Source organism: Uliginosibacterium sp. 31-16, assembly GCF_030730865.1.
Lineage (GTDB): Bacteria > Pseudomonadota > Gammaproteobacteria > Burkholderiales > Rhodocyclaceae > Uliginosibacterium.
Map to the genome: position 1 here is coordinate 1 of NZ_JAVALZ010000002.1, position 23630 is coordinate 23630.

24 protein-coding genes and 2 tRNA genes are annotated in these 23630 nt (G+C 58.1%); 15 read left to right on the forward strand and 11 right to left on the reverse strand.

Features of this window, described 5'->3' with window-relative positions; genetic code table 11:
- Window positions 1-43: 43 nt before the first annotated feature.
- The 3 genes from Q9Q94_RS07775 to Q9Q94_RS07785 form a co-directional block, all read right to left on the reverse strand.
- Window positions 44-433: a hypothetical protein gene (locus Q9Q94_RS07775; protein ID WP_305979499.1), complete on the reverse strand. Its 390-nt coding sequence runs from the start codon at window positions 431-433 to the stop codon at window positions 44-46.
- Window positions 434-628: 195 nt separating this feature from the next.
- Window positions 629-1081: a ProQ/FINO family protein gene (locus Q9Q94_RS07780; RefSeq protein ID WP_305979500.1), complete on the reverse strand. Its 453-nt coding sequence runs from the start codon at window positions 1079-1081 to the stop codon at window positions 629-631.
- Window positions 1082-1106: 25 nt separating this feature from the next.
- Window positions 1107-2258: a methionine aminotransferase gene (locus Q9Q94_RS07785; protein WP_305979501.1), complete on the reverse strand. Its 1152-nt coding sequence runs from the start codon at window positions 2256-2258 to the stop codon at window positions 1107-1109.
- 276 nt (window positions 2259-2534) lie between these two features.
- Here Q9Q94_RS07785 and Q9Q94_RS07790 point away from each other — a divergent pair, with 276 nt between their 5' ends.
- Window positions 2535-3134, forward strand: a complete 600-nt coding sequence (locus Q9Q94_RS07790; RefSeq protein WP_305979502.1) for a hypothetical protein — start codon at window positions 2535-2537, stop codon at window positions 3132-3134.
- Here the strand turns inward: Q9Q94_RS07790 and Q9Q94_RS07795 are convergent.
- The 7 genes from Q9Q94_RS07795 to ppk1 form a co-directional block, all read right to left on the reverse strand.
- Window positions 3058-3732: an alpha/beta hydrolase gene (locus Q9Q94_RS07795; protein ID WP_305979503.1), complete on the reverse strand. Its 675-nt coding sequence runs from the start codon at window positions 3730-3732 to the stop codon at window positions 3058-3060. The genes Q9Q94_RS07790 and Q9Q94_RS07795 overlap by 77 nt on opposite strands.
- A 236-nt stretch (window positions 3733-3968) precedes the next feature.
- Window positions 3969-4976 (reverse strand): sulfate ABC transporter substrate-binding protein, encoded by a 1008-nt coding sequence (locus Q9Q94_RS07800; RefSeq protein ID WP_305979504.1) that lies wholly within the window; start codon window positions 4974-4976, stop codon window positions 3969-3971.
- A 345-nt stretch (window positions 4977-5321) separates the two neighbouring features.
- On the reverse strand, window positions 5322-5750 hold the full coding sequence (locus tag Q9Q94_RS07805; protein ID WP_305979505.1) for a BLUF domain-containing protein: 429 nt from the start codon (window positions 5748-5750) through the stop codon (window positions 5322-5324).
- An 11-nt stretch (window positions 5751-5761) separates the two neighbouring features.
- Complete coding sequence (gene folE, locus Q9Q94_RS07810) at window positions 5762-6475, reverse strand: GTP cyclohydrolase I (protein ID WP_305979506.1); 714 nt, start codon at window positions 6473-6475, stop codon at window positions 5762-5764.
- Between the two features lie 59 nt (window positions 6476-6534).
- Entirely contained in the window at window positions 6535-7365 is an 831-nt protein-coding gene (locus tag Q9Q94_RS07815; RefSeq protein ID WP_305979507.1) for an NAD(P)-dependent oxidoreductase, read from the reverse strand.
- 137 nt (window positions 7366-7502) lie between these two features.
- Complete coding sequence (locus tag Q9Q94_RS07820; protein ID WP_305979508.1) at window positions 7503-8081, reverse strand: hypothetical protein; 579 nt, start codon at window positions 8079-8081, stop codon at window positions 7503-7505.
- A 400-nt stretch (window positions 8082-8481) separates the two neighbouring features.
- On the reverse strand, window positions 8482-10572 hold the full coding sequence (ppk1, locus tag Q9Q94_RS07825) for a polyphosphate kinase 1 (protein WP_305979509.1): 2091 nt from the start codon (window positions 10570-10572) through the stop codon (window positions 8482-8484).
- 182 nt (window positions 10573-10754) lie between these two features.
- Here ppk1 and ppx point away from each other — a divergent pair, with 182 nt between their 5' ends.
- The 8 genes from ppx (at window position 10755) to Q9Q94_RS07865 (ending at window position 19019) form a co-directional block, all read left to right on the forward strand.
- A complete protein-coding gene (gene ppx / locus Q9Q94_RS07830) occupies window positions 10755-12263 on the forward strand; it encodes an exopolyphosphatase (protein ID WP_305979510.1) in 1509 nt (502 codons plus the stop codon).
- A gap of 2 nt (window positions 12264-12265) precedes the next feature.
- Entirely contained in the window at window positions 12266-13408 is a 1143-nt protein-coding gene (locus Q9Q94_RS07835; protein WP_305979511.1) for an ABC transporter permease, read from the forward strand.
- On the forward strand, window positions 13405-14172 hold the full coding sequence (locus Q9Q94_RS07840; RefSeq protein ID WP_305979512.1) for an ABC transporter ATP-binding protein: 768 nt from the start codon (window positions 13405-13407) through the stop codon (window positions 14170-14172). Before Q9Q94_RS07835 ends, Q9Q94_RS07840 begins: the two co-directional genes overlap by 4 nt.
- 8 nt (window positions 14173-14180) lie before the next feature.
- Window positions 14181-15116: an MlaD family protein gene (locus Q9Q94_RS07845; RefSeq protein WP_305979513.1), complete on the forward strand. Its 936-nt coding sequence runs from the start codon at window positions 14181-14183 to the stop codon at window positions 15114-15116.
- Window positions 15113-15688 (forward strand): hypothetical protein, encoded by a 576-nt coding sequence (locus Q9Q94_RS07850; protein ID WP_305979514.1) that lies wholly within the window; start codon window positions 15113-15115, stop codon window positions 15686-15688. Before Q9Q94_RS07845 ends, Q9Q94_RS07850 begins: the two co-directional genes overlap by 4 nt.
- A gap of 21 nt (window positions 15689-15709) precedes the next feature.
- Window positions 15710-16468, forward strand: a complete 759-nt coding sequence (locus Q9Q94_RS07855) for a TatD family hydrolase (RefSeq protein ID WP_305979515.1) — start codon at window positions 15710-15712, stop codon at window positions 16466-16468.
- 225 nt (window positions 16469-16693) lie between these two features.
- The gene (locus Q9Q94_RS07860; protein ID WP_305979516.1) at window positions 16694-18019 is read left to right on the forward strand and encodes an EAL domain-containing protein; all 1326 of its coding nucleotides are present in this window, start codon (window positions 16694-16696) and stop codon (window positions 18017-18019) included.
- 109 nt (window positions 18020-18128) lie between these two features.
- The gene (locus Q9Q94_RS07865) at window positions 18129-19019 is read left to right on the forward strand and encodes a dienelactone hydrolase family protein (RefSeq protein ID WP_305979517.1); all 891 of its coding nucleotides are present in this window, start codon (window positions 18129-18131) and stop codon (window positions 19017-19019) included.
- Between the two features lie 92 nt (window positions 19020-19111).
- Here Q9Q94_RS07865 and Q9Q94_RS07870 read toward each other — a convergent pair whose 3' ends face one another.
- Window positions 19112-20149, reverse strand: coding sequence for a folate-binding protein YgfZ (locus Q9Q94_RS07870; RefSeq protein ID WP_305979518.1), 1038 nt, complete (start codon window positions 20147-20149; stop codon window positions 19112-19114).
- An 88-nt stretch (window positions 20150-20237) separates the two neighbouring features.
- On the opposite strand from Q9Q94_RS07870, the gene mltG reads away from it, so the two are divergent.
- The 6 genes from mltG (at window position 20238) to Q9Q94_RS07900 (ending at window position 23617) form a co-directional block, all read left to right on the forward strand.
- Window positions 20238-21242, forward strand: coding sequence for an endolytic transglycosylase MltG (mltG, locus tag Q9Q94_RS07875; protein WP_305979519.1), 1005 nt, complete (start codon window positions 20238-20240; stop codon window positions 21240-21242).
- Window positions 21239-21859 (forward strand): dTMP kinase, encoded by a 621-nt coding sequence (gene tmk / locus Q9Q94_RS07880; RefSeq protein ID WP_305979520.1) that lies wholly within the window; start codon window positions 21239-21241, stop codon window positions 21857-21859. The genes mltG and tmk overlap by 4 nt, the downstream gene beginning before the upstream one ends.
- A complete protein-coding gene (gene holB, locus Q9Q94_RS07885) occupies window positions 21856-22920 on the forward strand; it encodes a DNA polymerase III subunit delta' (RefSeq protein WP_305979521.1) in 1065 nt (354 codons plus the stop codon). The genes tmk and holB overlap by 4 nt, the downstream gene beginning before the upstream one ends.
- A 210-nt stretch (window positions 22921-23130) precedes the next feature.
- Entirely contained in the window at window positions 23131-23403 is a 273-nt protein-coding gene (locus Q9Q94_RS07890) for an HU family DNA-binding protein (RefSeq protein WP_305979522.1), read from the forward strand.
- A 33-nt stretch (window positions 23404-23436) separates the two neighbouring features.
- Window positions 23437-23512: transfer RNA gene (locus Q9Q94_RS07895), tRNA-Val, on the forward strand.
- A 28-nt stretch (window positions 23513-23540) separates the two neighbouring features.
- A tRNA-Asp gene (locus tag Q9Q94_RS07900) sits at window positions 23541-23617 on the forward strand.
- Window positions 23618-23630 lie beyond the last annotated feature (13 nt).

The window sequence follows — 23630 nt, forward strand, 5'->3', positions numbered from 1 at the left end:
TATACGACTGCAGGTGATTTAACCCGAAAAAACCAAACCTCGATCAGCCTTGATTTTCGGGGGAGTCCATATACGAAAGGTTAGACGCCAAGCGCTCCATTCCCCCGGCTACAGTATTTAGCGGAGCCAAGCCTTCAACAGAGGCAATCTGGGGCAGGTACTCGGAAAGGTTTTGGCCTTGGCCGGGCTGTAGATGATAAGTACCCGATGTAACGGAGAAACTGCCGCATTTGTTCGGAGTAGTGAACGTGGCCGCAAGCGGAAAATCGTAATCATCAAAAAACAGCCAAACGCCGTCTTCAACGTCAATGCCTTCCGAGTAGGCTGTTGCTTCGACCTCCGAGGCAAAAACCATCAGGGATTTGTCGTCCGTGGAAAGGGCAAAGATCATGGCTTCTAACTTGTTATAGGAAGCAGTTTTGCCACCCAGCATTGGTGCATGCTCCCTAACAAGGCACGGCCACATGGCGAAGAATGGTTTCCATACTGGCTTTGCACGATTCTGCTGTGCAGAAGAGCCGCATTAACAGAGTCGACAAAAACCTCACTCTACAGATTTCAGTTCCAGAACATCGAATGGCTGCTTTGTAGCGGCAAATCCGGACGTCCGCTCCTGACTGTCAGCTGCCTATTTCCGCGAGAACTTGTTCGCCAGTTGCGTAAGCTTTTCCAGCCGCTGCTGTTCAGCCTTTGCCTCTTTTTCGGCTTTGTCTTTTGCGGCTTGTGCGGCCTTGTGTTCTTCGGCGCGTTTCTTGAAGCGTTCGATCAATTCCTTGCTGGCCATGCCGCGCTGTTCTTCACTGACGTCGCCGGCGGCGCTGCCGTCCAGGTTAAAGCGCTGGCTGGCGGCTTGCAGGGCTTTCAGATAGCGCACGGATTTCGTGTGCATGCCCAGCACGGCGCGCAGCTGCTTGCGATTGATCGTGGGGCGGGCGGCCAGCAGTTGCTTGTCGATGCCGATGGCCAGAGGTTGATGCTCGCCGATAACCTTGTATTCCTGTTGCAGTTGTTTCAGCAGATCGCGGGCGGAAGGCGCCGGGGTTTCGGTGGCGGGAGCTTCGGTGGTGGCGACTTCGGTCATGTTGTCTGTGGTGTGCTGGTTGAGTTCAAGGGCGTAGTTTACCCAAACGAGCGATGGCTGCCTGCAATGTCTGCTCCTGTTTGGCAAAACAGAAGCGCACGATCTTCTGATCGGGCGCTTTCTGATAGAACGCTGAAACCGGAATGCTGGCCACGCCGTGCTCGGTGGTTAGCCAGCGGGCGAAGGTGATGTCGTCCAGATCCGGGCGGATCGCCGAGTAATCGGCCAGCTGGAAGTAGGTGCCCTGACTGGGCAGCAACTTGAAGCCGGCGGCACTCAGCCCTGCTGCGAGCAGGGCACGCCTGGTCTGGAAGAAAGCCGGCAGGCCTTGCCAGCTGGCGGGTTCTGCGAGGTGCGCGGCGAGCGCGTGCTGGGCCGGGGTATTCACCGCAAAGACCAGAAACTGGTGGATCTTGCGGAACTCTGCCGTGAGGGAGGGCGGGGCAACGCAATAGCCGACCTTCCAGCCGGTCGCATGGAAGGTCTTGCCAAAGGAATACACGGCAAAGCTGCGGGTTCGCAATGCGGGGTGGGCCAGCACGCTCTGGTGCTGAAGACCGTCGTACACCAGATGCTCATAGACCTCATCCGCCAGCACGATCAGCTTGTGGCGCTCGGCAATCGCGGCCAGCGCATCCAGATCAGCCTTGGAAAACACCGATGTGGCCGGGTTGTTCGGGTTGTTGACCAAGATGAGCTTTGTGCGCGGGGTCACGGCCGCTTCCACCGCGTTCCAATCCACGGAAAAGTCTGGTGCTGCCAGAGCGATATGTACCGGTTTCGCGCCTTGCGCCAAGATGCTGGGGGCGTAGCTGTCGTAGGACGGGTCGAGCAGGATGGCTTCGTCGCCGGCGTGCAGCACGGTGGCGATGGCCGTGAACAGGGCTTGCGTGGCGCCTGCAGTGACGGTGATCTCGGTATCCGGATCGACGCTGATGTGATGCTGCAGCGCAAGTTTGGCCGCAATCGCCTGGCGTAAGGCAGGCAGGCCCGCCATTGGCGCGTACTGGTTATGGCCGGCTTTGGCCGCCGTCGCGAGGGCGTCGAGCAGCGCCGGGTCACAAGGATAATCCGGAAAGCCTTGCGACAGATTGATCGCGCCATGCTCGGCGGCGAGCGCGCTCATCACGGTGAAGATGGTGGTGCCGACGGAGGGTAGTTTGGAGTGAATGGGCATGGCGAGCTCGCTGATTCGGATCGTTCGGAATGATGCCATGGGTGCGCCAAATGAACCCTCCCCATCAGGAGATGGCGTTCAGGACAGCCTCATGTGGTTTGCTCCTTCCCTGACAAGGGGATGTAGGGAGGGCGCGGTTCATGAGAAGACTCCTTGATGAATGCCATGAGAGGCGGATGCAGATAACCGCTCAGAAAGTGTTGTCATTGCATTATCAAAGACTTTCTGCGGGAGAGAAGGATTTGTGATTTACAAATTACTGAATCCCGTACAGCCATGCCAAAGGTCTTTGGCGATGGAGAAACTCAATGCGTGGAGGGCTTGTGGATGCCGAGCCAGCATCCATCGTTCCGACGGCGTGAAATTGTGAATATGCTCATGCAGAATTCGTCGTTCGTCTTCACCTGGATGACTGGCTATGATCATTCTGGGTCTCAGCGGTTTCCCTCTGGGAAAACTCATGTCATGCGCGGTCTTTGCATGAGGTTGCCACAACACGGAAATGGAAAGCTGGTGTCGATGCAGGAAGGGCTTAAAACGCGCCAAGTCAATGCCTTGCGAATGCTGCTGGAGCGGCGTGATTTCACGGCGGAAGACGTGGCTGCGCTGGATTACCATCTTCTGGCGCGCATGCCGGGCGTGGGAGGCAAGAGTCTGGATATCATTCGGGAGTGGCTTGCTGCGCAGGGCCTGGACCTGCTGAACAGTCCGGCCAACTACTCCACAAGTTTGCGCTTCTGTCGGCTAGAGGCCCGCTTGATACGAGCCCGCAAGCTTCTTGAGAAGAATGGCTACTGCGTTACTCCGCCGGAACTGCATCAGGCCCGGCATCACCAAGCAACCACTGATTCCAGTTCAGGGCCAGACGCTTTTTGAGTGCTCCGGGTTTGCGCGTGATGCCCGGAGTTTTCCTGCTGGAGAAACGAAAGTCCGGATCCAGTGAGCCCAGGGGCAGATCGGATTGAGTGCGGCGAAGTTGCTCGAAAATGGCAAGCCCATCAGGCCAGGGGCCAAATCCTGAATCAACGTTGATGTGCCCGGCATTTCCGATGCTGATGAGACGGGAACCCCACAGATCTGCCCAGTAGGCAGCGGTCGTCAGGCGCATCCAGGGATCAGTGCTTGAGGCGACGACGACACTTGGAAAGCCGAGGCGCTCGGCGGGAAGCACGTTGGTCACTTCAAACTTGTCTGGATCCGCCGGGGCCACAAACATGACGCCGGCTACTTTGTCGCGGTGATCAGTGGAGGCGTGTGCCGCTGCCAGGCAACCGAAGCTGTGCGCGATGATCCAGACGTGGCCTTTGGCCCGATCCAGTTCGTGGCGTATTGCTCCAGCCCAGCGCGGCAGATAGGGGTCTGACCAGTCATCCTGCTCGACACGGAAGGTGTTCGGCAGTTTTTGCTCAAACCAGCTTTGCCAGTGAGACGCTCCGCTGCTGTAAAGGCCCGGAACAATCAGTATTTTTGACATAGGAAAGACTCCTGTTTGGGGCTTGTTCAGCATTCAGCCGGGTCTGGTCGAAGCGCAGGCTTGCGAGATGAAGAATGCAAGGCCTTGCGAACCATCTGTTTCGTCTGCCGGATCCGGCTCTTGATATCTTTGTATCGTTTGCTGTGCTGCGACAAAGTCCGGAAAAAGGGCTGCATGAACTTCCGTTCGCGCAGCCCTTCTTTCTGGATTGCCGTTATCAGGCGAGAGGGGAGCGCTCAGCGCACGCTGATCTGATCAAACACTCCGCCATCCGCAAAGTGGGTCTTCTGGGCCTTCTGCCAGCCGCCGAAGACTTCATCAATGGTGACCAGTTTTACCTTGGTGAATTGCTTTTCGTATTTTTTGGCAATGGCCGGATCGATCGGACGATAGTAGTTCTGGGCGGCGAGTTCCTGACCAGCCGGGGTGTAGAGGAATTTCAGGTAGGCTTCGGCAACCTTGCGGGTGCCGCGACGATCAACCACCTTGTCCACTACCGTAACCGGAGGCTCGGCCAGGATGGAAAGCGAGGGAACGACGATATCGAACTTGTCCGGACCCAGTTCCTTCACAGCAAGGAAAGCCTCATTTTCCCAAGCCAGCAGTACGTCACCGATGCCACGCTCAACGAAGGTGGTGGTGGCGCCTCGCGCGCCGGAATCGAGAACCTTGACGTTCGAGAAAATCGATTTCACGAAGTCCTTGGCTTTGGCGTCATTGCCTCCTGGCTGAGCCAGGGCATAGGCCCAGGCGGCGAGGTAATTCCAGCGGGCGCCGCCGGAAGTCTTGGGGTTGGGGGTGATGATGTCGACGCCTTTGCGGGTCAGGTCGTTCCAGTCCTTGATGGCTTTAGGATTGCCCTTGCGAACCAGAAAAACGATGGTCGAGGTGTAGGGCGATGCGTTGTGCGGCAGGCGCTTTTGCCAATCCGCCGGAATGGTTTTGCTGATGCTTGAAATCTCGTCAATATCGTAAGCAAGCGCAAGAGTGGTGACGTCGGCTTCAAGCCCGTCAATCACGGCGCGTGCCTGTTTTCCTGAGCCGCCATGAGATTGCTTGATGGTAACGGTTTCGCCGGTCTTGGCTTTCCAGTCAGCCGCGAACGCCTTGTTGAAGTCCTCGTAGAACTCGCGAGTCGGATCGTAGGAGACGTTGAGAAGGGTTACGTCGGCCAATGCGTGGCTCGTGCTGAGCAGGCCCAGCAGTGCTGCCGCGATCCATTTGTTGTGCAAGGGGAATTTCATTTGAGTGTCCTTTCGATATTGGGGTGAAGCGACAGGGACACTCTATGGAAGCTTGCTTATCAGGAGAACGAATAAAAACAGAATTGCTAATAACAAAAACAATGCATAAGCATCTGGCGTCTGTTGAAGCTATCGATCCCGCCAGGTTTTTTTGAAGTCGGCTTGGCCCGAGTGCCCTGAAGGCGCCCTTCGGCACAAAAGGTTTTCAGGGCGCAAAGTTCAAACTTCACCGGGCCGGATCTGGTCTTGCGCTGGTGATGTTTTGACCGCCAGACACCTGCACACCCCCAAGGCCAAGACCTCCTGACGCGCGCTGTAATGCAGTGCGTTCAAGAAGCCAAGGACTCAGCCCGCCCGCCCCAGAACCGAGGCGGTTGCAATCAACTCATCGAGCAGCGCCATTGAGGCGGCTCCGCTGCAATTGAAGGGGTCGAGTTCAGGCTTCTCGGCGTATTTGAGCATCAGCGATGGATTCACCTTGGCCAGATTGACCTGACCCATCGTCCAGCTGGCAAAGCGCCGCTCGCGAATCTCCTCATAAGACAGCAGGCGGACATTGCGATGGCGATCATCGCGCACGATGGTGTTGTAGAGATCGCAGACGGCATCGCGACCACCTTCGAGGACCTGCATGAAAATATCGCCGCTGTAGCAGAGGATGCCGGTAATGCCGAGTTCGGCGTTGTGGGTGCGCGACTGGACGAGGATCGCATCAATCAGGTCCGGAGTCAGCGTCTGGGCGGCACGGCTGGCGTAGAGCAATCGAACGAGCATGGCTGGCTCCGTCAGGGTTTCAGGTTGATAAGCGAAAGGAATTCGCGACGCAGCGAGGCATCTTTCAGGAAAGAGCCGCGCATCACGCTGTTGATCATTTTGCTGTCATTGTCCTTCACGCCCCGCCAGTGCATGCAGAAGTGGTCAGCCTCCATCACCACAGCCAGCCCGTCCGGGCTGACCTTGTCCATCAGCAGATTGGCGACCTGGGCGATGGCTTCTTCCTGGATCTGCGGACGGCTCATCACCCATTCAGCCAGACGGGCATATTTTGACAAGCCGATCAGGTTGGAGTGTTCGTTGGGCATGATGCCGATCCACAAGCGCCCCATGATCGGGCAGAAGTGGTGCGAGCAGGCGCTGCGCACGGTGATCGGGCCGACGATCATCAGTTCATTGAGATGCTCAGCGTTGGGGAACTCGGTGACCGGGGGTTGTTGCACGTAACGACCACGGAATACCTCGGTCAGATACATCTTGGCTACACGGCGCGCGGTGTCTTGCGTGTTGTGATCGCTGCTCGTGTCGATAACCAAGCTTTCCAGCACCCCTTTCATCTTGCCTTCCACTTCATCAAGCAGGGCTTCCAGCTCGCCGGCTTCGATGAACGCGGAGATGTTGTCGTTGGCGTGGAAGCGCTGCTGTGCTTTCTGGATGCGCTCGCGGATGCGCGCCGATACTGGCGTGTAACGGACGGATGGACTGGTGGGGCTTGAGTCAGGCATGTCGGTTTGGGCTCCTTGCTGCAGCATGGGCTGAGCTTAGCTGATTCGTGGCGGCAGCGTCATCTGCTCAATCGCCGGTTGTTCCAGGTGGCAGGCTGGCGATAATCCACATTCAGGGGATTGCCTCCCTGATGAACGCACTTTGCTTGGTTGCCGGCCGTCGCAAGCAGCTCGGCACGAAAAATTTCGGAACTGTCGTGCGGCCGGTACCCGATGCGAGCTGCGTCATCGCCATCCCACCACGTTGCTGCGTTGGCGGAGGTGCCGTAAACGATGGCGAAACCAGCGTGTGGGGTGAGGGCGGCACAACGCACCAGTTCGCACAGATCTGCGTGGCTCAGCCAGCAACTCAGGGCCCGCAGGCTGAGTGGTCGAGGGCTGCAGTTGCCGATGCGCAAGCACACCGATTCGAGCCCGTGGCGATCATGGAAGAAGCGCGCCAAGGTTTCGCCATAGCATTTGCTGATGGCGTACAGGCTGTCAGGCCGTACAGGCATGTGCGGGGTGACGAGCTGTTCCACCGGATAGAAGCCGGTGACATGGTTGGTACTGGCCAGCACGATGCGTTTGACCCCATGCGCCAGTGCGTTGTCGTAGAGGTTGAACTGCCCGATGAGGTTGCTGTGCAGGAGCGCGTCAAAACTGCATTCCTGTGAAATGCCGCCCATATGTACAACCAGGTCTGCGCCTTCGAGCAGATGGCTGACGCTCGGGTGGTCGGCAAGCTCACAGGGAATGAACTCTTCGCCGGCTGCAGGAGCTTCATCAAGTTCAATGCGGTCTGACAGCACCAGGGTTTCGCATAGTGCGCGCAAGCCTGGGCGTAGTGCCTTGCCCAGTCGCCCGGCGGCGCCGGTCAGAATGATGCGTTGAAAAGGCGTGTTCTCCATGCGGGCTCTCCGAACCGGTTCAACCAGACCGGTATCTTCTTCCCGCGCGGCTTGTCCTGCAAATGATCAGACAAGCGTTCATGGATTCTGGACGCAAAAAAAGCCGGGTTGTCCCGGCTTTTCTGGTTGGCGATGCTTCAGATCGACTCGACCTTGATCGATTCAATTTTCAGCACAGCGCCTGATTCGGCGCGAATCTGCAGGAACGATTTGGCGTCACCCAGTGTGGCGGTGAATACGTTCTCGCCTGGTTTGAGTTCGCTGACCGGCGCGCGCACGATGACCGACGCCTCACCCAGTGGGGACTGGACCATCTTGGCGGTACTGTTGTTCACATAGATGAAGAACGTGTCCTTGCCTGCAATCGTCGTGCTGGCCTCGCTGATCTTGACCGTGATCTTGTAGGGTTTGCTCAGGTCAAGCACGCCTTCCGGACGACTGGAGGCCGTGGATTCAGGAATCACGCCTGCAGCGTCGGCGACAGCGCCCAGCGTGATGCGTCCATTCGCAAGCAGTAATTTTCCCGCCTCGACCTTCGGTTCGCCGAACGTTACGGCAAAGAAGGGTTTGCTGGCGTCCGTAGGCAAGGCCTTGAATGCCGGGGAAAAGACCTTGTCGGTGGTAAACGAGGCCGACAGCAAGTCGGCCGCCTGAGCAAGACCCGTCAGGGCAATGAACAGTACGGCGGCAATTGCTGGTTTGTGCAGATTCATCATGTCTCCTTAGTCTTTTATTGGTAGATGGCGCGATGGCCAATGGCCGCTCGCGGCAGTGCGCCACCGGATAGGTTCCGATGTGCTGCACTGCGCAAGATGATGCCGACAGCGGCGGCTCCGGCGAGAGCCTTTCGTAAGCGTATTGACCGCGTTTGGCACGCGGTTTTTCGTGACTGGCGCCAAGCGTCCGGACTGGCTGGATCAACGGCCTTGCCTGCCTTTTCGGGCATACAAGACACGGCGATTTGAGATGGTTCAGGGCGGCGGTTTTCGCAGCCTGCTCCAGAGGCCAGTTCTGGCGGCCTTCTTCAAGGAGCAGGGTCGGAGTGCCGCTTCCCGCCTGGCTCTGCCTGTGGCATGCCTGAAGAAGCCCGTCAGAGGCGGCTCTTCAGGTCATGAGTCAGGAACCGAATTCGGTCAGCAGCATGTCCTGGGCGTTATGGCGTGCGCAACCCGTGCGTGGAGAACGACGTTTGTAATCGCCGTTTTCATCCATTTCCCAAGCCTGGCAATTGTCGGCCAGATACGGTTTGAGACCTTCGCGGATGACGCGGCGCTTGAGCTTGGCGTCGAGTATCGGAAAGCAGGCCTCGATGCGCCGGAAAAAGTTGCGGTCCATCCAGTCTGCGCTCGACAGGCAAACCTTTTCCTCGCCATCGGCGTAGAAGTAAAAAATACGCGAGTGCTCAAGAAAACGTCCGACGACCGAGCGGACCCGGATGTTCTCTGACAAACCGGCAACGCCGGGTCGCAAGGCGCAGGCTCCGCGCACGATAAGGTCAATCTCCACGCCGGAGTTCGATGCCAGGTAAAGGGCCTGGATGGTCTGTGGCTCCAGCAGGGCATTCATCTTGGCGATGATGCGTCCCTTGCGGCCCTGGCGAGCGGCTTCAGCCTCGGCATCGATGGCGGCGATCACGCTGGACTGCATCGAAAAAGGTGCCTGCCAGATGTGCTTGAGTTCTTCGGCGCGCCCCAGACCGGTGAGCTGTTTGAAAATCTCATGGACGTCATCCGCGATTTCTTCGTTGGCGGTGAGCAGTCCGAAATCAGTGTAGAAGCGGGTTGTGCGCGGGTGGTAGTTGCCAGTGCCCAGATGCACGTAACGGCGCAGGATGGAGTGACCGTTGCGCTCTTCTTCGCGACGCACGATCAGGAGCATCTTGGCGTGCGTCTTGTAGCCGACTACGCCATATACGACATGCGCACCGGCCTCTTCCAGGCGTGCGGCCCAGTTGATGTTGGCCTCTTCGTCAAAGCGCGCCATCAGTTCGACAACGACATTGACTTCCTTGCCCTTGCGTGCGGCACGCAACAGGTTTTCCATCAGCACCGAATCGGTGCCGGTGCGATACACCGTCATGCGGATGGCCACGACCTGCGGGTCATCCGCTGCTGTGCGCAACAGATCAATGACCGGCGCAAAACTCTGGAAGGGATGATGCAGCAGGATGTCGCGTGTGCGGATTTCGGCAAACAGATCGGCACGCTTGTCCAGGCTTTTCGGCAGGGAGGGCTGGAAAGCCGGAAATTTCAGATCCGGGCGATCGACCCAGTCCGGCACCTGCATCAGGCGGACAAGATTGACGATGCCAGGGACACGGTAGACTTCTTCGCGCTCAAGGCCGAACTGCTGCATGAGGAATTCGCACATCTGCGGTGAGCAGGTCTCGGCGACTTCAAGGCGTACCGCTCCACCGAAGTTGCGCTGCTGCAATTCCCCCTGCAAAGCCTTGCGCAGATCCTTGATTTCTTCTTCGTCGACGAACAGGTCGCTGTTGCGAGTCACCCGGAACTGATAGCACCCCAGAACGTTCATGCCCGAGAACAGCTCGCTGACAAAGGCGTGCAGGACGGAGGAGAGGAACACGAAGCCATGCTCCACACCGGTCAGCTCGGCCGGCAGCTTGATGACGCGGGGCAATGCACGTGGAGCCTGAACGATGGCCGCATTGGAACTGCGCCCGAAGGCATCCTTGCCTTCAAGTTCGACGGCAAAGTTCAGGCTCTTGTTCAGCAGGCGCGGGAATGGGTGCGCCGGGTCCAGTCCGACCGGGGTCAGAACCGGCATGACTTCATTTTCAAAATATTCGCGGATCCAGGCGGACTGTGCCTCGGTCCATAGTGAGCGGCGCAGGAAAACGATGTTCTCGGCGGCCAGTGCGGGCAGGATTTCGTCATTGAGCAGGCGGTATTGTTCCGCCACGACACCGTGTATCTCGCGACCGAGCTGTCTGTACAGGGTCAATGGCTGGATGCCGCCAAGGGCGTTGACGCCCTGTTTGACCTGTTCCTTGAGTCCCGCCACGCGTATCTCAAAAAACTCATCCAGATTGCTCGAAACGATGCACAGGTACTTGAGCCGTTCAAGCAGGGGCACATTTGTATCGGCTGCCTGAGCCAGCACGCGGCGCTGGAAGCCGAGAATGGCCAGTTCTCGATTGAGGAGAGTGTCGGGGGGGGCGACAGGGTAGGGCTGATTTGAATACATGGTGGCTTCACCGGATGGGGGCGATGTACTTTGCATCACCTGATGATGTGACATTTTAGTGACAGGATGATGACAAGGGCAGTGCCCTGTCCGGGCAGGCTCTGGGTGTATCGTCACACTGCTTCTTGCCCAGACCGGCTAGAATCCACCAGCTTCAGCCTTATTTCACTTGCGTAGCTTTCATGCCTCAAGAACTCGTTTGTGCCGTCGACCTGGGTTCCAACAGCTTTCGCCTGATGGTGGGACGGGTCCAGGGAGACCAGATCTATCCTCTCGATGGCTTGAAGGAGCCCGTGCGCCTGGCCGCAGGTCTGGGCGTGGACAAGGTTCTGGACGAGGCCGCCCAGACGCGCGGGCTGGAGGCTTTGCGACGTTTCAATGAGCGCCTGCGTGGTTTTCGGGCCGATGGCGTGCGGGCGGTGGCCACCAATACGCTGCGAGTGGCCAAGAATGCGCCGGAGTTCCTGATCCGGGCCGAAGAAGCGCTGGGGTTCCCTATCGAGGTGATCGCCGGGCGTGAAGAGGCGCGACTGATCTATGTCGGGGTGGCTCACACTCTGCCTGATCCGGGGTTGCAGCAACTGGTGGTGGATATTGGCGGTGGGTCCACAGAGTTCATCATTGGCCGCAATTTTGAACCTCTGCACCTGGAATCCCTGTACATGGGCTGCGTAAGCTACACCATGCGCTACTTCCCGGACGGATTGATCGGGCGCAGTGCCATGAAGGAAGCCGAGCTGGCCGCGCGCGCACAGCTCGAAGCCATTTCGCACGCTTACCGTGAAACCGGCTGGGATCTGGCTGTGGGCTCGTCCGGCAGCGCCAAGGCGCTTTGCGATGTGCTGGAACTCAATGGTCTGGCACATTCCGGCATCACGCGCGAGGGGCTGGAGAAGTTGCGTCAATTGCTGCTCAAGGCCGGTCATATCAACAACCTGCAGCTTGAGGGCCTCAAGTCTGACCGTTTGCCGGTTTTTGCCGGCGGTTTCGCGATCATGTCCGCCCTGTTCAAGGAGTTCGATCTGGAGCACATGGTGTTTTCAGACGGGGCACTCCGCCTGGGCGTACTTTACGATCTGCTGGGACGCTACCACCGCCACGATTTGCGTGATGCGACGGTCAACAACTTCATGCGCCGCTATCAGGTTGATGCAGCCCAGGCGCGACGTGTCGCTGACACTGCTTTACAACTGCTGGCACCGCTGCTGGCCGATGAAGATGATGCGCTGCGAACCGCTGAATGCCGTTTTCTGGAGTGGGCGGCATTGCTGCATGAGATCGGCCTGTCAGTGGCGCACTCGAGTTACCACAAGCACACTGCCTACATCCTGGCCAATGCTGACATGCCAGGTTTCTCGCGCATGGACCAAGGGCGTCTGGCCCGCATTGCGCTGGCACATCGCGGCAAGCTGGAGCGCGTACAGGCGCTGGATCCGCATAGTCACGACTGGCAGTTGATCCTGTGTTTGCGTCTGGCCGCAATCCTGCGCCGCTCGCGTACCGCACGTGGAGAATTGCCCGTTCAACTGGAACATGACAAGCGCGGAACATTCACCATCATGCTGCCTCCGGGCTGGTTGCAGGATGCGCCGCTGACTGCAGCAGCCCTGAACGACGAAGTACAGCAATGGGCGCGCCTGGATCGAGTGCTCAGAGTCAAGGCCCCGCGTGCCATGCGTGGCGAGGATTGAGCATGCAGGACAAGGCTCACGCGCTCGAGCTCGCAAAGTCTCCACCGCCGCATTTGCTGTACGAAGGAGATCTGTGCGTGCTGTCTGGCGACTGGACGCTGTCTGCACTCAAGCCGCGCCTGATCATGCTGCGGGCCAAACTATTGTTCCACGGGCATTCCGCCAAAGCATGGAATCTGTCGCGGGTGACTCGCATGGACACTTTCGGAGCCTTGCTGTTGTGGCGCGCCTGGGGGCTGCAGGAGCCCGAAAGCTTGATCCTTGCATCGCAGTTGCATCCAGCTTTCGAGCGGGTGCGCAGCGTAGCTGGAATTCAGGTCGAGCCGGCACGGTTTGACTGGCTGCAGCCGGTTGAGCAACTGGGGCGCGGCGTACTTGCGACTGTCGCGCATTGCCGGGCATTTGCGACCATGCTCGGCATGGTCAGCATTGAGGCTGCGCGCCTGTTTGTCGAGCCGCGCAGCATTCCGATGAAGGAATTCTCGGCCGCGCTCTACAAGACCGGCGTGCAGGCCATGCCGATTTCAGCACTGGTCGGCTTTCTGATCGGGATCGTGCTCAGCTATCTTTCCGCCCTGCAGTTGCGCAACTTTGGCGCGGATGCATTGATCATCAACATTCTCGGCATCGGCATCATCCGAGAACTGGGGCCGGTGCTGGTTTCCATCCTCGTTGCCGGACGCTCAGGTTCGGCGATCACTGCCCAGCTTGGGGTGATGCGTGTCACCGAGGAAATCGATGCGCTGGCGGCGATGGGCGTCTCCATCCATCAACGTCTGATCTGGCCCAAGGTTCTGGCCATGTCGATTGCCATGCCTTTGCTGGTGCTGTGGACCTCTGCTGCCGCACTGGCAGGTGGCATGCTTGCAGCACAGCTGCAACTCGAGATCGACTGGCGCTTCTTTGCCTTGTCCTTGCCGCATGTCGTGCCAGTCCAGAATCTGTATATCGGCTTTGCCAAGGGGGCTGTGTTCGGTGTGGCGATTGCACTCATCTCCTGCCACTTCGGTCTGCGCATCAAGCCCAACACTGAAAGTCTGTCGCGCAACACCACGGCGGCGGTTGTGACGGCAATTACCGCCGTGATCCTGCTGGATGCCGTGTTTGCCATGCTGACCCGTGGCATCGGAGTGCCGCTGCGATGACTGCGGGACCTGTTATCGAACTACGCGATGTATGCACCCGTCTGGGCGGACAGTGGATTCATCAGAATGTTGACCTGCAGGTGGAGCGCGGCGACCTGCTGGCGCTGGTGGGTGGTTCCGGGGCAGGCAAGACCACACTGTTACGTCAGATGATTGGCTTACAGGAGCCTACGCTGGGTGACGTGCTGCTGTTTGGGGAGCACCTGCGCGCGGGCCGGCGCGCTGAACGTTTTGCCCGCCTGCGCCGCATGGGGGTGTTGTTCCAGCAGGGTGCCCTGTATTCGGCGCTGACGCTGTACGACAACATTGCCTTCCCGCTGCGCGAGTTTGGTGGTTTGCATGAAGAGGAAATCCGGACATTGGTCCTCTCCAAAATGGAACTGGTTGAACTCAAGCCGCAGCACGCCGGTCTGATGCCGGCACAGCTCTCTGGCGGGATGATCAAGCGTGCAGCGCTGGCGCGAGCCCTGGCCCTGGAGCCTGAACTCCTGCTCCTCGATGAACCAACCGCCGGGCTGGATCCCGAGCGTAGCGCCGGTTTTGTGCGCCTGATCCGGGAACTCCACGCCAGTCTGGGGCTCACAGTCGTGTTCGTGACCCACGATCTGGATACGCTCACTGCATTGGCCAACCGCATTGCGGTACTGGCTGAACACCGTATACTTGCCATTGGCACGCTGGATGAAATCCATGCATGCAAACATCCTTTCATTCAGAAATTCTTCCGTTACCGGACCACGGTAGATGAACAGCCCGCTGATTAGCCATTGATATGGAAAACCGCGCATACCCGCTGATGGTCGGCCTGTTTGTGATCTGCCTTGGTGCTGCCGCCATCATGGCATTCTGGTGGGTGTCGGGTGGAGCTCAGGACACTACGAAATATCTGATCATATCGCCCAAGAGCGTCACTGGTCTGAATCCCCAGGCTGCGGTTCGTTATCGTGGCGTGCGGGTAGGCAAGGTGATCGATGTCGACCTGCAGGACTCGCGTGAAGTCAGCATTCTCATCCGCATAGATTCCGATGTGCCGGTTACCCGTGGAACGCGTGCCAGAATCGGCACTCAGGGTCTGACCGGGCAAGGTTTCATCCAGCTCGACGACGATGGCAGCGACCCGGCCCCCCCAAAGAGCATCATTGCCGGGGGACCCGGACTCATCCCCATGCAGCCCGGCTTGATGGATCAGGCCACGGATAGTGCTCAGGAAATCATTGGAAGACTGCGCAAGTCGTCCGAGCGCATGGAGCAGGTGCTCAGTCCCGAGAACGTTGCACGCATCGATCAGACTCTGAAAAATCTGGCGGCCAGTTCTGCCAGTCTGGAAAAAGCCTTGAGCCAGACCGCCGGACTGGCTGCCGATATGCGTCGCTTCTCCTCACCGGAAAATGCCGAGCGCCTGACGGCGACACTGGAACAGATTCAGACCATGAGCAAGCAGCTCAGCCCGGCTGTGGATGATTTCCGCAAGGCTCTGGCCAAAGTGGATGCAGCTGGAACCCGGATCGACAAGCTTGGTGGTGACGTACAGGCCAGTCTGACAGCGGACACTTTGCCTCGCGTCAATCAGCTGATGCTTGAATTGCAGACCAATACCCAGCAACTCAGTCGTGTACTCGATGATATCGAACGTTCGCCCCAGCTCCTGCTGCTGGGCAAACGCCAACAAACGCCCGGACCGGGCGAAACCATTCCCGCCAGACCATGAAAATCCTGTCCATATTCCGGGTTTCAGTCCTCCTGCTGTCTGGCTGCAGCATTGCACCACAGGCTACGCCGGCGCTGGTGCAGCATGATCTGGGCAGCGGCTTCCGGACTCTGGCGCGCAAGCCTTTACCGCTGCGTACGCTCAGCGTCTCGGCCACACCTGTGGTTGCAGGGCTGAACATGCATTACCGCGAAGCCAGTCGTCCAACCATGCGTGGCTCCTATACTTACAATCGCTGGGCTGCGCCGCCTGCCAACCTTGTCGATCAAGCCCTGAGCAGACTGCTGCCGGTGGAACCAACGGGACGCTGCCGGTTGAGCTTCCTGCTTTCCGACTTCATTCTCGACATCAATGAACAGGGTGCAGGCTCTGCGTTGCTGGCAGGCACCTTGCGCATTTCTCTGGATGGCAGGAATTCTGTTTTCAAGCGCATCGTGGATGTACGCGTTCCTGTCAGCAGCGTCGATCCAGCAGGTGAGGCCATGGGGCTGCGCAAAGCAGTGACTGAGCTGGCTGATCTGACATCCAGCTGGATTGCGGGTGATATCGAGCAATTCTGTCTGCAGCAGTAAGCGACCAGGTAAGCCGTTCTGATGCTGATCGATACCCACCTTCATCTCGATGCTGCCGAATTTGACGCTGACCGGGCATGGGTTATTCGTGCGGCTCAGGCCGCGAGTGTCACCCGGTTCGTGCTGCCAGCTGTCGAGATCGCCAACTGCGGAGCGGTACGCGATCTGGCGCGGCAACTGCCGGGTAGCGTGTGCGCCTTCGGCATTCACCCCTTGTATGTGAATCGAGCCAGTGACGAGGATATTGGCCGCCTGCGCGATTTGCTGGCGACGCGAGAGGCCGTTGCTGTTGGTGAAATCGGTCTGGATGGTCACGAGGAAGAAACCGACCCCGAACGTCAGGAGTGGTTCTTTGTTGAACAGCTCAAACTTGCCCGGGAATTCGATCTACCCGTGATCCTGCATGTTCGCCGTGCCCAGGACCGCATTCTCAAATACCTGCGCCGCCATCCCGTACGCGGTGGTATCGCGCATGCCTTCAACGGCAGCGAACAGCAGGCGCATGCTTTCGTCGAACTGGGTTTCAAGCTCGGTTTCGGTGGAGCGATGACCTATGCCGGCTCCACGCGGATAAGAGCCCTGGCTGCTCATCTGCCACTCGACACCATCGTGCTTGAGTCTGACGCACCGGATATCCCGCCAGCCTGGGCTCCGCGTGTTCGCAATGAGCCGGCGAACGTAGCGCGGTTTGCCCAGGAATTGGCCGTGCTTCGCCAAGAGGCTGCTGGAGCCATTGCCGAGGCAACCAGCGCCAACGCCCGCGCTGCGCTTGGGTTTTAGGCGCCTGCACTGCAGATCAAGGCTACACGCGGCTTCCCGAAGGGCTGATGCACTAGCCTCTGTTTATCCTGAAAGCGTGAATTTTTATTACTTTGCTACTAAAGTCTTAGAATTTCCTGCCGTAATCCCGGATAGGCCTGTATTGGGTCGATGCTTGCCGGGTTTGCCGACGGAGTGCGGCGCTCCCGGATTTTTCAAAAAAACGGGTTCGGGGGATGCATGTTCATGGGCAACGAGTTTTTGCAGGCGGCACGCACGCCTGCCAGGGCGTGGAACTCCCGCATGGATGATGTTCCCGAAATTCTCAAACCCTATCTCGCAAACAGCGAATGGCGCGACGGACAGCTGCAATTGAATTGGCAGCAGCACCGTCTATCCAGCGCATTCCAGCCTATTGTCAGCTTCAGTCATTCCCGTATCGTGGCGCACGAGGCTTTGTTGCGTGCCGTCGCTCCTTCTGGCAGGCCTGTATCTCCGCCAGAACTGTTTGGATCGCTGGAGACAACCGAGGATGTGCTGCGTCTGGACCGCACCAGCCGCATGATGCACATCCTGAATGTTTGCGATTCGCCCGGCTGGTTTTTTCTGAACCTGCATCCGGAGCTTTTTGGCAGCCTGCTCAACAAGGACTCCCTGCCTATCGCGCAAGCGATCGGTGAATTTGTGGGCGTGTCGCCTTCCCAGTTCGTCATTGAACTTGTAGAGGAAGAAATAACGGATCACATCCATTTTGAAGAGGGCGTTGCGGCGCTGCGCGCTCTGGGCCTGGGCGTGGCACTGGATGATTTTGGCGCGGGCCATTCCAACTTTGATCGGGTCTGGAAAATCCGTCCGGATGTGGTCAAGCTGGACCGCTCCTTTGCCGCACGAGCCGAGGCTGATCGCTCGGTGCGTCGTCTGTTGCCTCAAATCGTGGGGATCCTTCATGAGGCGGGTACGCTCGTGCTGCTTGAAGGTATTGAAACCCTAGAGCAGGCCCGTATTGCCATGGACTCAAACATTGATTTCGGCCAGGGATGGTACTTTGCTCGCCCGGCTCCCGCGCCGCTTCAGGATCCTCTTGTGCTTAAGCCCACGCTGGACGCCGTGTGGGATCAGCAGAGCAAACGTGCCGATCAGGCTTGGGATGCACGCCGCCGCATCATGGCGCCGTATCTTGAGGCAATTTCCTGCACGGCGCAGCGTATCGCCGAAGGGGCATCGCTCGAAGATGCGGCGGATGCCTACCTTGGTTTGCCGCACGTGGCCTGCCTTTACATGCTGGATGATGCGGGTCTGCAGGTCGGGCGGAATCTCAATGCTCCGACCACAAGCCGCCGACGGGTGACCCTGGGTTTGGGGCATATGTCTGGTGCACGCTGGTCCCGGCGGGCTTACTTCATCCGCGCCATGCATGATCCGGGCAAGCCGCAGTCTACGCGTCCTTACCTGTCGGTCGCGACCGGTAATATCTGCGTGACGGTCTCGATTCAGGTTGAAGTCGATGGTCGGCCGTTTGTAGTCTGCGGCGATGTGGACTGGGATGAATTGGAGGCTGCTTCCGAGGTTTGAAACTGCTTGCTTGAACTTCTAGGCCTCCGGGTGTATCCATATCAGGCGAGAGTCATCCTCAGGTGACCAGCTGTCCTACCCAGATAACCCCAAAAAGAGAGGAAGTGCCATGAGCAAGCAGCAGGGCCGAATGCCCGTCATCAACCAGGAAATCATCGCGCTGTACGACGAATATACGCACGCGCCATTGCCGCGCCGTGTGTTCATGAAGCGACTGACCGCTATTACCGGCAGCACGGTTGCAGCCAGCGCGCTGTTGCCTGTACTGGAGAACAATTACGCGCAGGCCGCCATGCTCGCAGCAGATGATGCCCGCATCAGTGCCCAGAGTCTCAGCTTTCCCAGTGAGGGCGGTGACATCAAAGGCTATCTGGCTACTCCAAAAGGCGCGACAGGGAAGTTGCCGGCCGTGATCGTGATTCACGAGAATCGGGGCCTCAATCCACATATCGAAGATATTACCCGTCGCCTTGCGCTGGCGGGTTTCCTTGCCTTGGGCGTGGACTATCTCTCTTTGCTAGGAGGGACGCCGGCTGATGAAGACAAAGCCCGCGACATGTTTGCGAAACTTGACGCCAAGTCCATTGGTGCGATCTCACTGGCCGCTCTGCGCTATCTCAAGAATCATCCGCAATCAACTGGCAGGGTCGGGGTTGTAGGTTTTTGCTGGGGTGGGGCCGCAGTTAACCAACTGGCGACGCTGGCTCCCGATCTGAATGCAGGGGTCGCTTTTTACGGAATGCAGGCAAACGCAGTTGATGCCGCAAAGATCAAGGCTCCACTGCAGCTGCACTACGCTTCGCTTGATGAGCGCATCAATGCGGGGATTCCTGCGTACGAAGCCGCACTCAAGGCTGCAGGAGCCCCTTATGAGTTATTTATCTACGCGGATGTGAATCACGCCTTCAATAACGACACTAATGCGGCTCGCTATAACGAGACAGCTGCGAAGCTGGCCTGGCAGCGCACGCTGGATTTTCTCAAAAAAAATCTGGGCTGAGTTGCCACTGTTTCCTGAAAATCAAAAGCCGCACATTGTGCGGCTTTTGATTTTCAGGGGCGGCGTTTATTGATTCAAGAGCGTTTGCCAATCTAATCCACAGCATAGGGCAGGGTGCTCAAAACCAGCCTGGGACCATCAACTCCATTCAGATGCACTTCCCCTGCTTCATGGGCAGAAATCTGCATTACAGCCAGCAGATCGGCCCCTCCCTCGGGAGACTCAACGGCTGCAACCACTTTGCCGCAGGATTGCGCCCCGAATTCGGGAGCATAAAGGTCTGTCCCTACCTGTGCCGCACCGGCATCTGCTACGTGTGCCCGGAACATGCGTTTCTTGAGTTTGCCGAGATATTGCGTGCGGGCGACGATCTCCTGACCGGGGTAGCAGCCTTTCTGGAAGTTTACGCCGCCCAGCAATTCAAAGTTCAGCATCTGTGCGACGAATTCGTCTTGGGTTTGTGCTGTCACCAACGGTAAACCTGCCTGAATATCGAGCCAACGCCAAGCGGCAGTTCCTGCAGCCTGTGCGCCGGCGTCGACCAATGCTGTCCAGACCTGCGGAGCGGTGTCGGCAGCACAGTCGAGGATATAGCGCTCGCCATCCAGATGGATCACGCGTGTCTGGCCCTGTATTACCCCCAGGGTTTCTGCTGGCGCGGAGAGCCCGGCGGCTTCCAATGCCATTAGAGCGTGAGTGCCCGCCAGCCCGAGCAGCAAGCGCTCATCACCACCATCGCGGAGCTTGACCTTGGCGCGTAATACATACATAGAAAGCTTCTTGAGGATGTTCGCGTGCAGATCGGCCGACAAGGCGAGCAGGTAATCCCCATCGCTTCGCCAGACGATAAAACTTGCCAGCATGCGGCCCTTTGGACTGTTCAGACTGTTGTGCTGGGCACGATCAGGCGCAAGTTTCTTGATGTCGTTCGAGCCCAGGTTCTGCAGGAAGCTGGAGGCTTCATCACCACTTGCATGAATAAGCCCCAGATGTGTGAGCGGGACCACTACTGTTGAACTCGCGGCGAGCACCGCCTCCTCGCGTGGGGACTTGAAGCAGATCCGAGCAGGCTGTGTCGCGTCGATGCTGGCGCCGTGTTGTTGCAGAAAATTGATCCAGGGAGTGCTCATTGCAGGGTCCTGTCGAGGGGGCTGTTGTTTCCGTTATTATAGGGCGCCGTCGGCTTTGTCCGGCCTTTGCTTTGAATCCATTTTGCCGATGCTGCGCACGATTTCCCGTCTGTTCAAGCTGAGTCTGTTTTTGCTGATAGTGTCGGTGGCAGCCGGGGCCTGGTATGTGCTGCAGCCGTTATCCTTGCGCCAACCCACGGTCGATTTTGAGGTGGCGCGTGGCGAATCGATGAAGCAGATTGCACGAAAGGTAGCAGATGCCGGAGTCGATGTATGGCCACCTGCGCTGATCTGGCTGGCTCGCCTCTCCGGCCACTCCGTTCGCATCAAGGCAGGCAGTTACCGTATCGACAAGCCTATTGCGGCCTGGGATCTGGTTGCACTGATGTCGACCGGTGCGAATGCCTATGCCGACATCAGTTTCATTGAAGGCTGGAGTTTCTCGCGGGTACGCTCGACGCTCAATACCCACCCGGACATGACTCATGATACGCAGGCGTTGAGTGACGAAGAGTTGATGGCAAGACTTGATCTGCCGGGAGTGCCGCCTGAAGGGATGTTCGCGCCTGATACTTATAGTTTTTCTCGCGGGGGCAGTGATCTGGATGTCTTGCGGCGTGCTCAGCAGCGCATGGCTCAGATCGTGCAGCGAGAGTGGCAGGGCAGAGCTTCTGATTTGCCCCTGAGAACGCCCTATGAGGCACTGATCCTGGCGTCAGTGGTTGAGAAGGAAACAGGGAAAGCCCAAGATCGGGGGCGGATCGCGTCGGTGTTTATCAATCGTCTGCGTATCGGGATGCCGTTGCAGAGCGATCCGACGGTTATCTACGGAATGGGGGCCGATTTCGATGGAAACCTCCGTAGACGGGATCTGCAGTCGGATACACCATTCAATTCCTATACGCGCGGTGGTTTGCCACCTACGCCGATTGCCATGCCTGGCGCTGCTGCGCTGCAGGCAGCACTTCATCCTGAGCCAGGCAATTATCTTTATTTTGTAGCGCGCGGTGATGGTAGCAGCGAGTTTTCGCGAACACTTGAAGAACACAATCGTGCAGTGACGCGATATCAACGAGCAGGCAGAAAGCAATGAGTTTACGAGGACGCTTCATCACTTTTGAAGGCATCGACGGGGCCGGCAAGAGTACCCAGATTGCGGCAACGATCGACTGGGTGCGCAAGCGTGGTCTGGAGGTTGTGCAATCGCGGGAGCCTGGCGGCACCCCCTTGGGTGAGAAACTGCGCGAATTGCTATTGCATGAACCGATGCATCTGGAGACCGAAGCATTGCTGATGTTTGCTGCGCGCCGCGAACACTTGGCAAAAGTGATTGAACCCGCGCTGAAGGATGGTTGCTGGGTGGTATGTGATCGCTTCAGTGACGCCACGTTCGCTTACCAATCGGGCGGACGTGGCTTGTCTGCCGAGAAATTCCGCGCACTTGAAGCCTGGGTGCACCCAGGCTTGCAACCCGATCTGACCTTTCTCTTTGATTTACCGCCGGAAATGGCTGCGCAGCGTCTGGCTCGCGGGCGCGAGCAGGCGGATCGCTTCGAGAGCGAACAACGCGATTTTTTCGAGCGGGTGCGCAGCGCGTATCTCGAACGTGCTGAAGCCAGCGCCGGGCGCATTGCGGTCATCAATTCAGCACGCGACATTCAGGCTATTTGCAAGGATGTGGTGAAGCAACTGGAGGATCGTTTCGCATGAGGCTGGAAACCTTGCCAGACTGGTTGCTGCCGCTGTGGCAGGATTTGCACAAGCGTGGCACGCGATTGCCACATGCTTTGCTGCTTTCCGGTCCGGAAGGCAGCGGCAAGCGCCTTTTTGCCGAACATCTGGCACGGGCGCTGCTATGTCAGTCGCCGGATGACCGGGGATTTTCTTGCGGAACCTGCGCCGATTGCAAGTGGATCGAATCTGGCAATCACCCGGATATGTTCACGCTGATTCCGGCTGCGGATGAAGCTGCGGCAGAGGAGGAGGGAGATGGTGGCGCTGAGTCTGGCAAGAAAGAGAAGGCGAAATCGACACAGATCGTCATTGATCAAGTGCGCAGCCTTCAGGCTTCGCTGGAAGTAGGTGCTGGAGGACATGCGGGAGGTCGGCGGCTGGTTATTGTGGATCCGGCTGAAGCAATGAACATGGCGGCTGCGAATGCCCTGCTCAAGGCGCTGGAAGAGCCGAACGGCAGCACTGTGTACTTGATGTTGAGCAATGCTCCTCGCCGCCTGCTGCCCACGATTCGCAGTCGTTGCCAGGTGCTTGATTTCCCCCGTCCCGACACCGGGCAAGCTGTTGCGTGGATGCGAGGTGAAGGTATAGAAAATGAGGCTCTGCTTGGATTCGTCAGCGGCCTTCCGCTTGCGGCGCGGAATTATGCCAAAGGCGTTTTGTTTGAGGCTCGCAGAAAAGTGGCTTCGGACCTGGCTACGCTTGGTGTGCGTGATCCGTTGAAGCTCTCTGCTGACTGGGAAAGCAGCCTGAAAGCCAAGGGGGCGCAGGAAGGAGGCTTCACCATGCCGATCCTTATCAACTGGTTGCAGCGGTGGCTTAGTGACGGTGTTCGTGTTGCAGGAGGGCATCCTGCACGTTTCTTTGCTGATTACACGACAGATCTGACTCGCCAGGCAAAGGGACGAAGTGAGGCCTGGCTGAACGCATATCGTGAAATCGAAACGCATCGACGCATGGCCAGTCACCCTCTCAATCAGCGTCTGTTCCTTGAAGAGATGCTGTTGTCTGTGTATCGGCGTATCGCCATACGCTGAACTGTGGCTTTTCTCCAACGCAAATTCGGCTGAGCTCGTGCTTTGTGCCGGAAACCCGCAACTACGCTGCATAGCCGCTTGACCAATCAAATGGGGCTTGTTATAAAACTTTCCGCAGACAACGCAGGCTTTGGGTGCACATAAGGCAGCCCGGCGCTTGAGTGCATTGCATTCGTCTATTCAAGGCTGGATAACACTGAGGGGGTTGTTGTGAACAAATCCGAACTGGTTGAAGTTATCGCGAAGCAAGCAGAAATCTCAAAGGCAGCAGCTGGCCGTGCTCTGGATGCAGCGATTGCTGCAATCAAGCAATCACTGAAGAAAAACAATGATGTAACGCTGGTTGGTTTCGGCACGTTCTCGGTTGGCAAGCGGGCCGCGCGTAATGGCCGCAACCCACGTACCGGCGCTACTATCAAGATCAAGTCTGCCAAGGTGCCGAAGTTTCGCCCTGGCAAAGCATTGAAAGATGCGGTAAACTAATCGACTTTCCGGGCGCGGCAGCGCTCTGGTAGGGGGCGCTTAGCTCAGTTGGTAGAGCGCCTCCCTTACAAGGAGGATGTCGGCGGTTCGAGCCCGTCAGCGCCCACCAGAGATCTGCCGAGTTGCTTGGCTTCAGTGGAGTGGTAGTTCAGTCGGTTAGAATACCGGCCTGTCACGCCGGGGGTCGCGGGTTCGAGTCCCGTCCACTCCGCCAGAATGCAAAAAGG

What these genes read in the sequence shown, in the direction of transcription:
- Q9Q94_RS07775 (WP_305979499.1), bottom strand. Translation starts at nt 433, where the DNA reads ATGCTGGGTGGCAAAACTGCTTCCTATAACAAGTTAGAAGCCATGATC.
- Q9Q94_RS07780 (WP_305979500.1), bottom strand. Translation starts at nt 1,081, where the DNA reads ATGACCGAAGTCGCCACCACCGAAGCTCCCGCCACCGAAACCCCGGCG.
- Q9Q94_RS07785 (WP_305979501.1), bottom strand. Translation starts at nt 2,258, where the DNA reads ATGCCCATTCACTCCAAACTACCCTCCGTCGGCACCACCATCTTCACC.
- Q9Q94_RS07790 (WP_305979502.1), top strand. Translation starts at nt 2,535, where the DNA reads ATGCCAAAGGTCTTTGGCGATGGAGAAACTCAATGCGTGGAGGGCTTG.
- Q9Q94_RS07795 (WP_305979503.1), bottom strand. Translation starts at nt 3,732, where the DNA reads ATGTCAAAAATACTGATTGTTCCGGGCCTTTACAGCAGCGGAGCGTCT.
- Q9Q94_RS07800 (WP_305979504.1), bottom strand. Translation starts at nt 4,976, where the DNA reads ATGAAATTCCCCTTGCACAACAAATGGATCGCGGCAGCACTGCTGGGC.
- Q9Q94_RS07805 (WP_305979505.1), bottom strand. Translation starts at nt 5,750, where the DNA reads ATGCTCGTTCGATTGCTCTACGCCAGCCGTGCCGCCCAGACGCTGACT.
- folE (WP_305979506.1), bottom strand. Translation starts at nt 6,475, where the DNA reads ATGCCTGACTCAAGCCCCACCAGTCCATCCGTCCGTTACACGCCAGTA.
- Q9Q94_RS07815 (WP_305979507.1), bottom strand. Translation starts at nt 7,365, where the DNA reads ATGGAGAACACGCCTTTTCAACGCATCATTCTGACCGGCGCCGCCGGG.
- Q9Q94_RS07820 (WP_305979508.1), bottom strand. Translation starts at nt 8,081, where the DNA reads ATGATGAATCTGCACAAACCAGCAATTGCCGCCGTACTGTTCATTGCC.
- ppk1 (WP_305979509.1), bottom strand. Translation starts at nt 10,572, where the DNA reads ATGTATTCAAATCAGCCCTACCCTGTCGCCCCCCCCGACACTCTCCTC.
- ppx (WP_305979510.1), top strand. Translation starts at nt 10,755, where the DNA reads ATGCCTCAAGAACTCGTTTGTGCCGTCGACCTGGGTTCCAACAGCTTT.
- Q9Q94_RS07835 (WP_305979511.1), top strand. Translation starts at nt 12,266, where the DNA reads ATGCAGGACAAGGCTCACGCGCTCGAGCTCGCAAAGTCTCCACCGCCG.
- Q9Q94_RS07840 (WP_305979512.1), top strand. Translation starts at nt 13,405, where the DNA reads ATGACTGCGGGACCTGTTATCGAACTACGCGATGTATGCACCCGTCTG.
- Q9Q94_RS07845 (WP_305979513.1), top strand. Translation starts at nt 14,181, where the DNA reads ATGGAAAACCGCGCATACCCGCTGATGGTCGGCCTGTTTGTGATCTGC.
- Q9Q94_RS07850 (WP_305979514.1), top strand. Translation starts at nt 15,113, where the DNA reads ATGAAAATCCTGTCCATATTCCGGGTTTCAGTCCTCCTGCTGTCTGGC.
- Q9Q94_RS07855 (WP_305979515.1), top strand. Translation starts at nt 15,710, where the DNA reads ATGCTGATCGATACCCACCTTCATCTCGATGCTGCCGAATTTGACGCT.
- Q9Q94_RS07860 (WP_305979516.1), top strand. Translation starts at nt 16,694, where the DNA reads ATGGGCAACGAGTTTTTGCAGGCGGCACGCACGCCTGCCAGGGCGTGG.
- Q9Q94_RS07865 (WP_305979517.1), top strand. Translation starts at nt 18,129, where the DNA reads ATGAGCAAGCAGCAGGGCCGAATGCCCGTCATCAACCAGGAAATCATC.
- Q9Q94_RS07870 (WP_305979518.1), bottom strand. Translation starts at nt 20,149, where the DNA reads ATGAGCACTCCCTGGATCAATTTTCTGCAACAACACGGCGCCAGCATC.
- mltG (WP_305979519.1), top strand. Translation starts at nt 20,238, where the DNA reads ATGCTGCGCACGATTTCCCGTCTGTTCAAGCTGAGTCTGTTTTTGCTG.
- tmk (WP_305979520.1), top strand. Translation starts at nt 21,239, where the DNA reads ATGAGTTTACGAGGACGCTTCATCACTTTTGAAGGCATCGACGGGGCC.
- holB (WP_305979521.1), top strand. Translation starts at nt 21,856, where the DNA reads ATGAGGCTGGAAACCTTGCCAGACTGGTTGCTGCCGCTGTGGCAGGAT.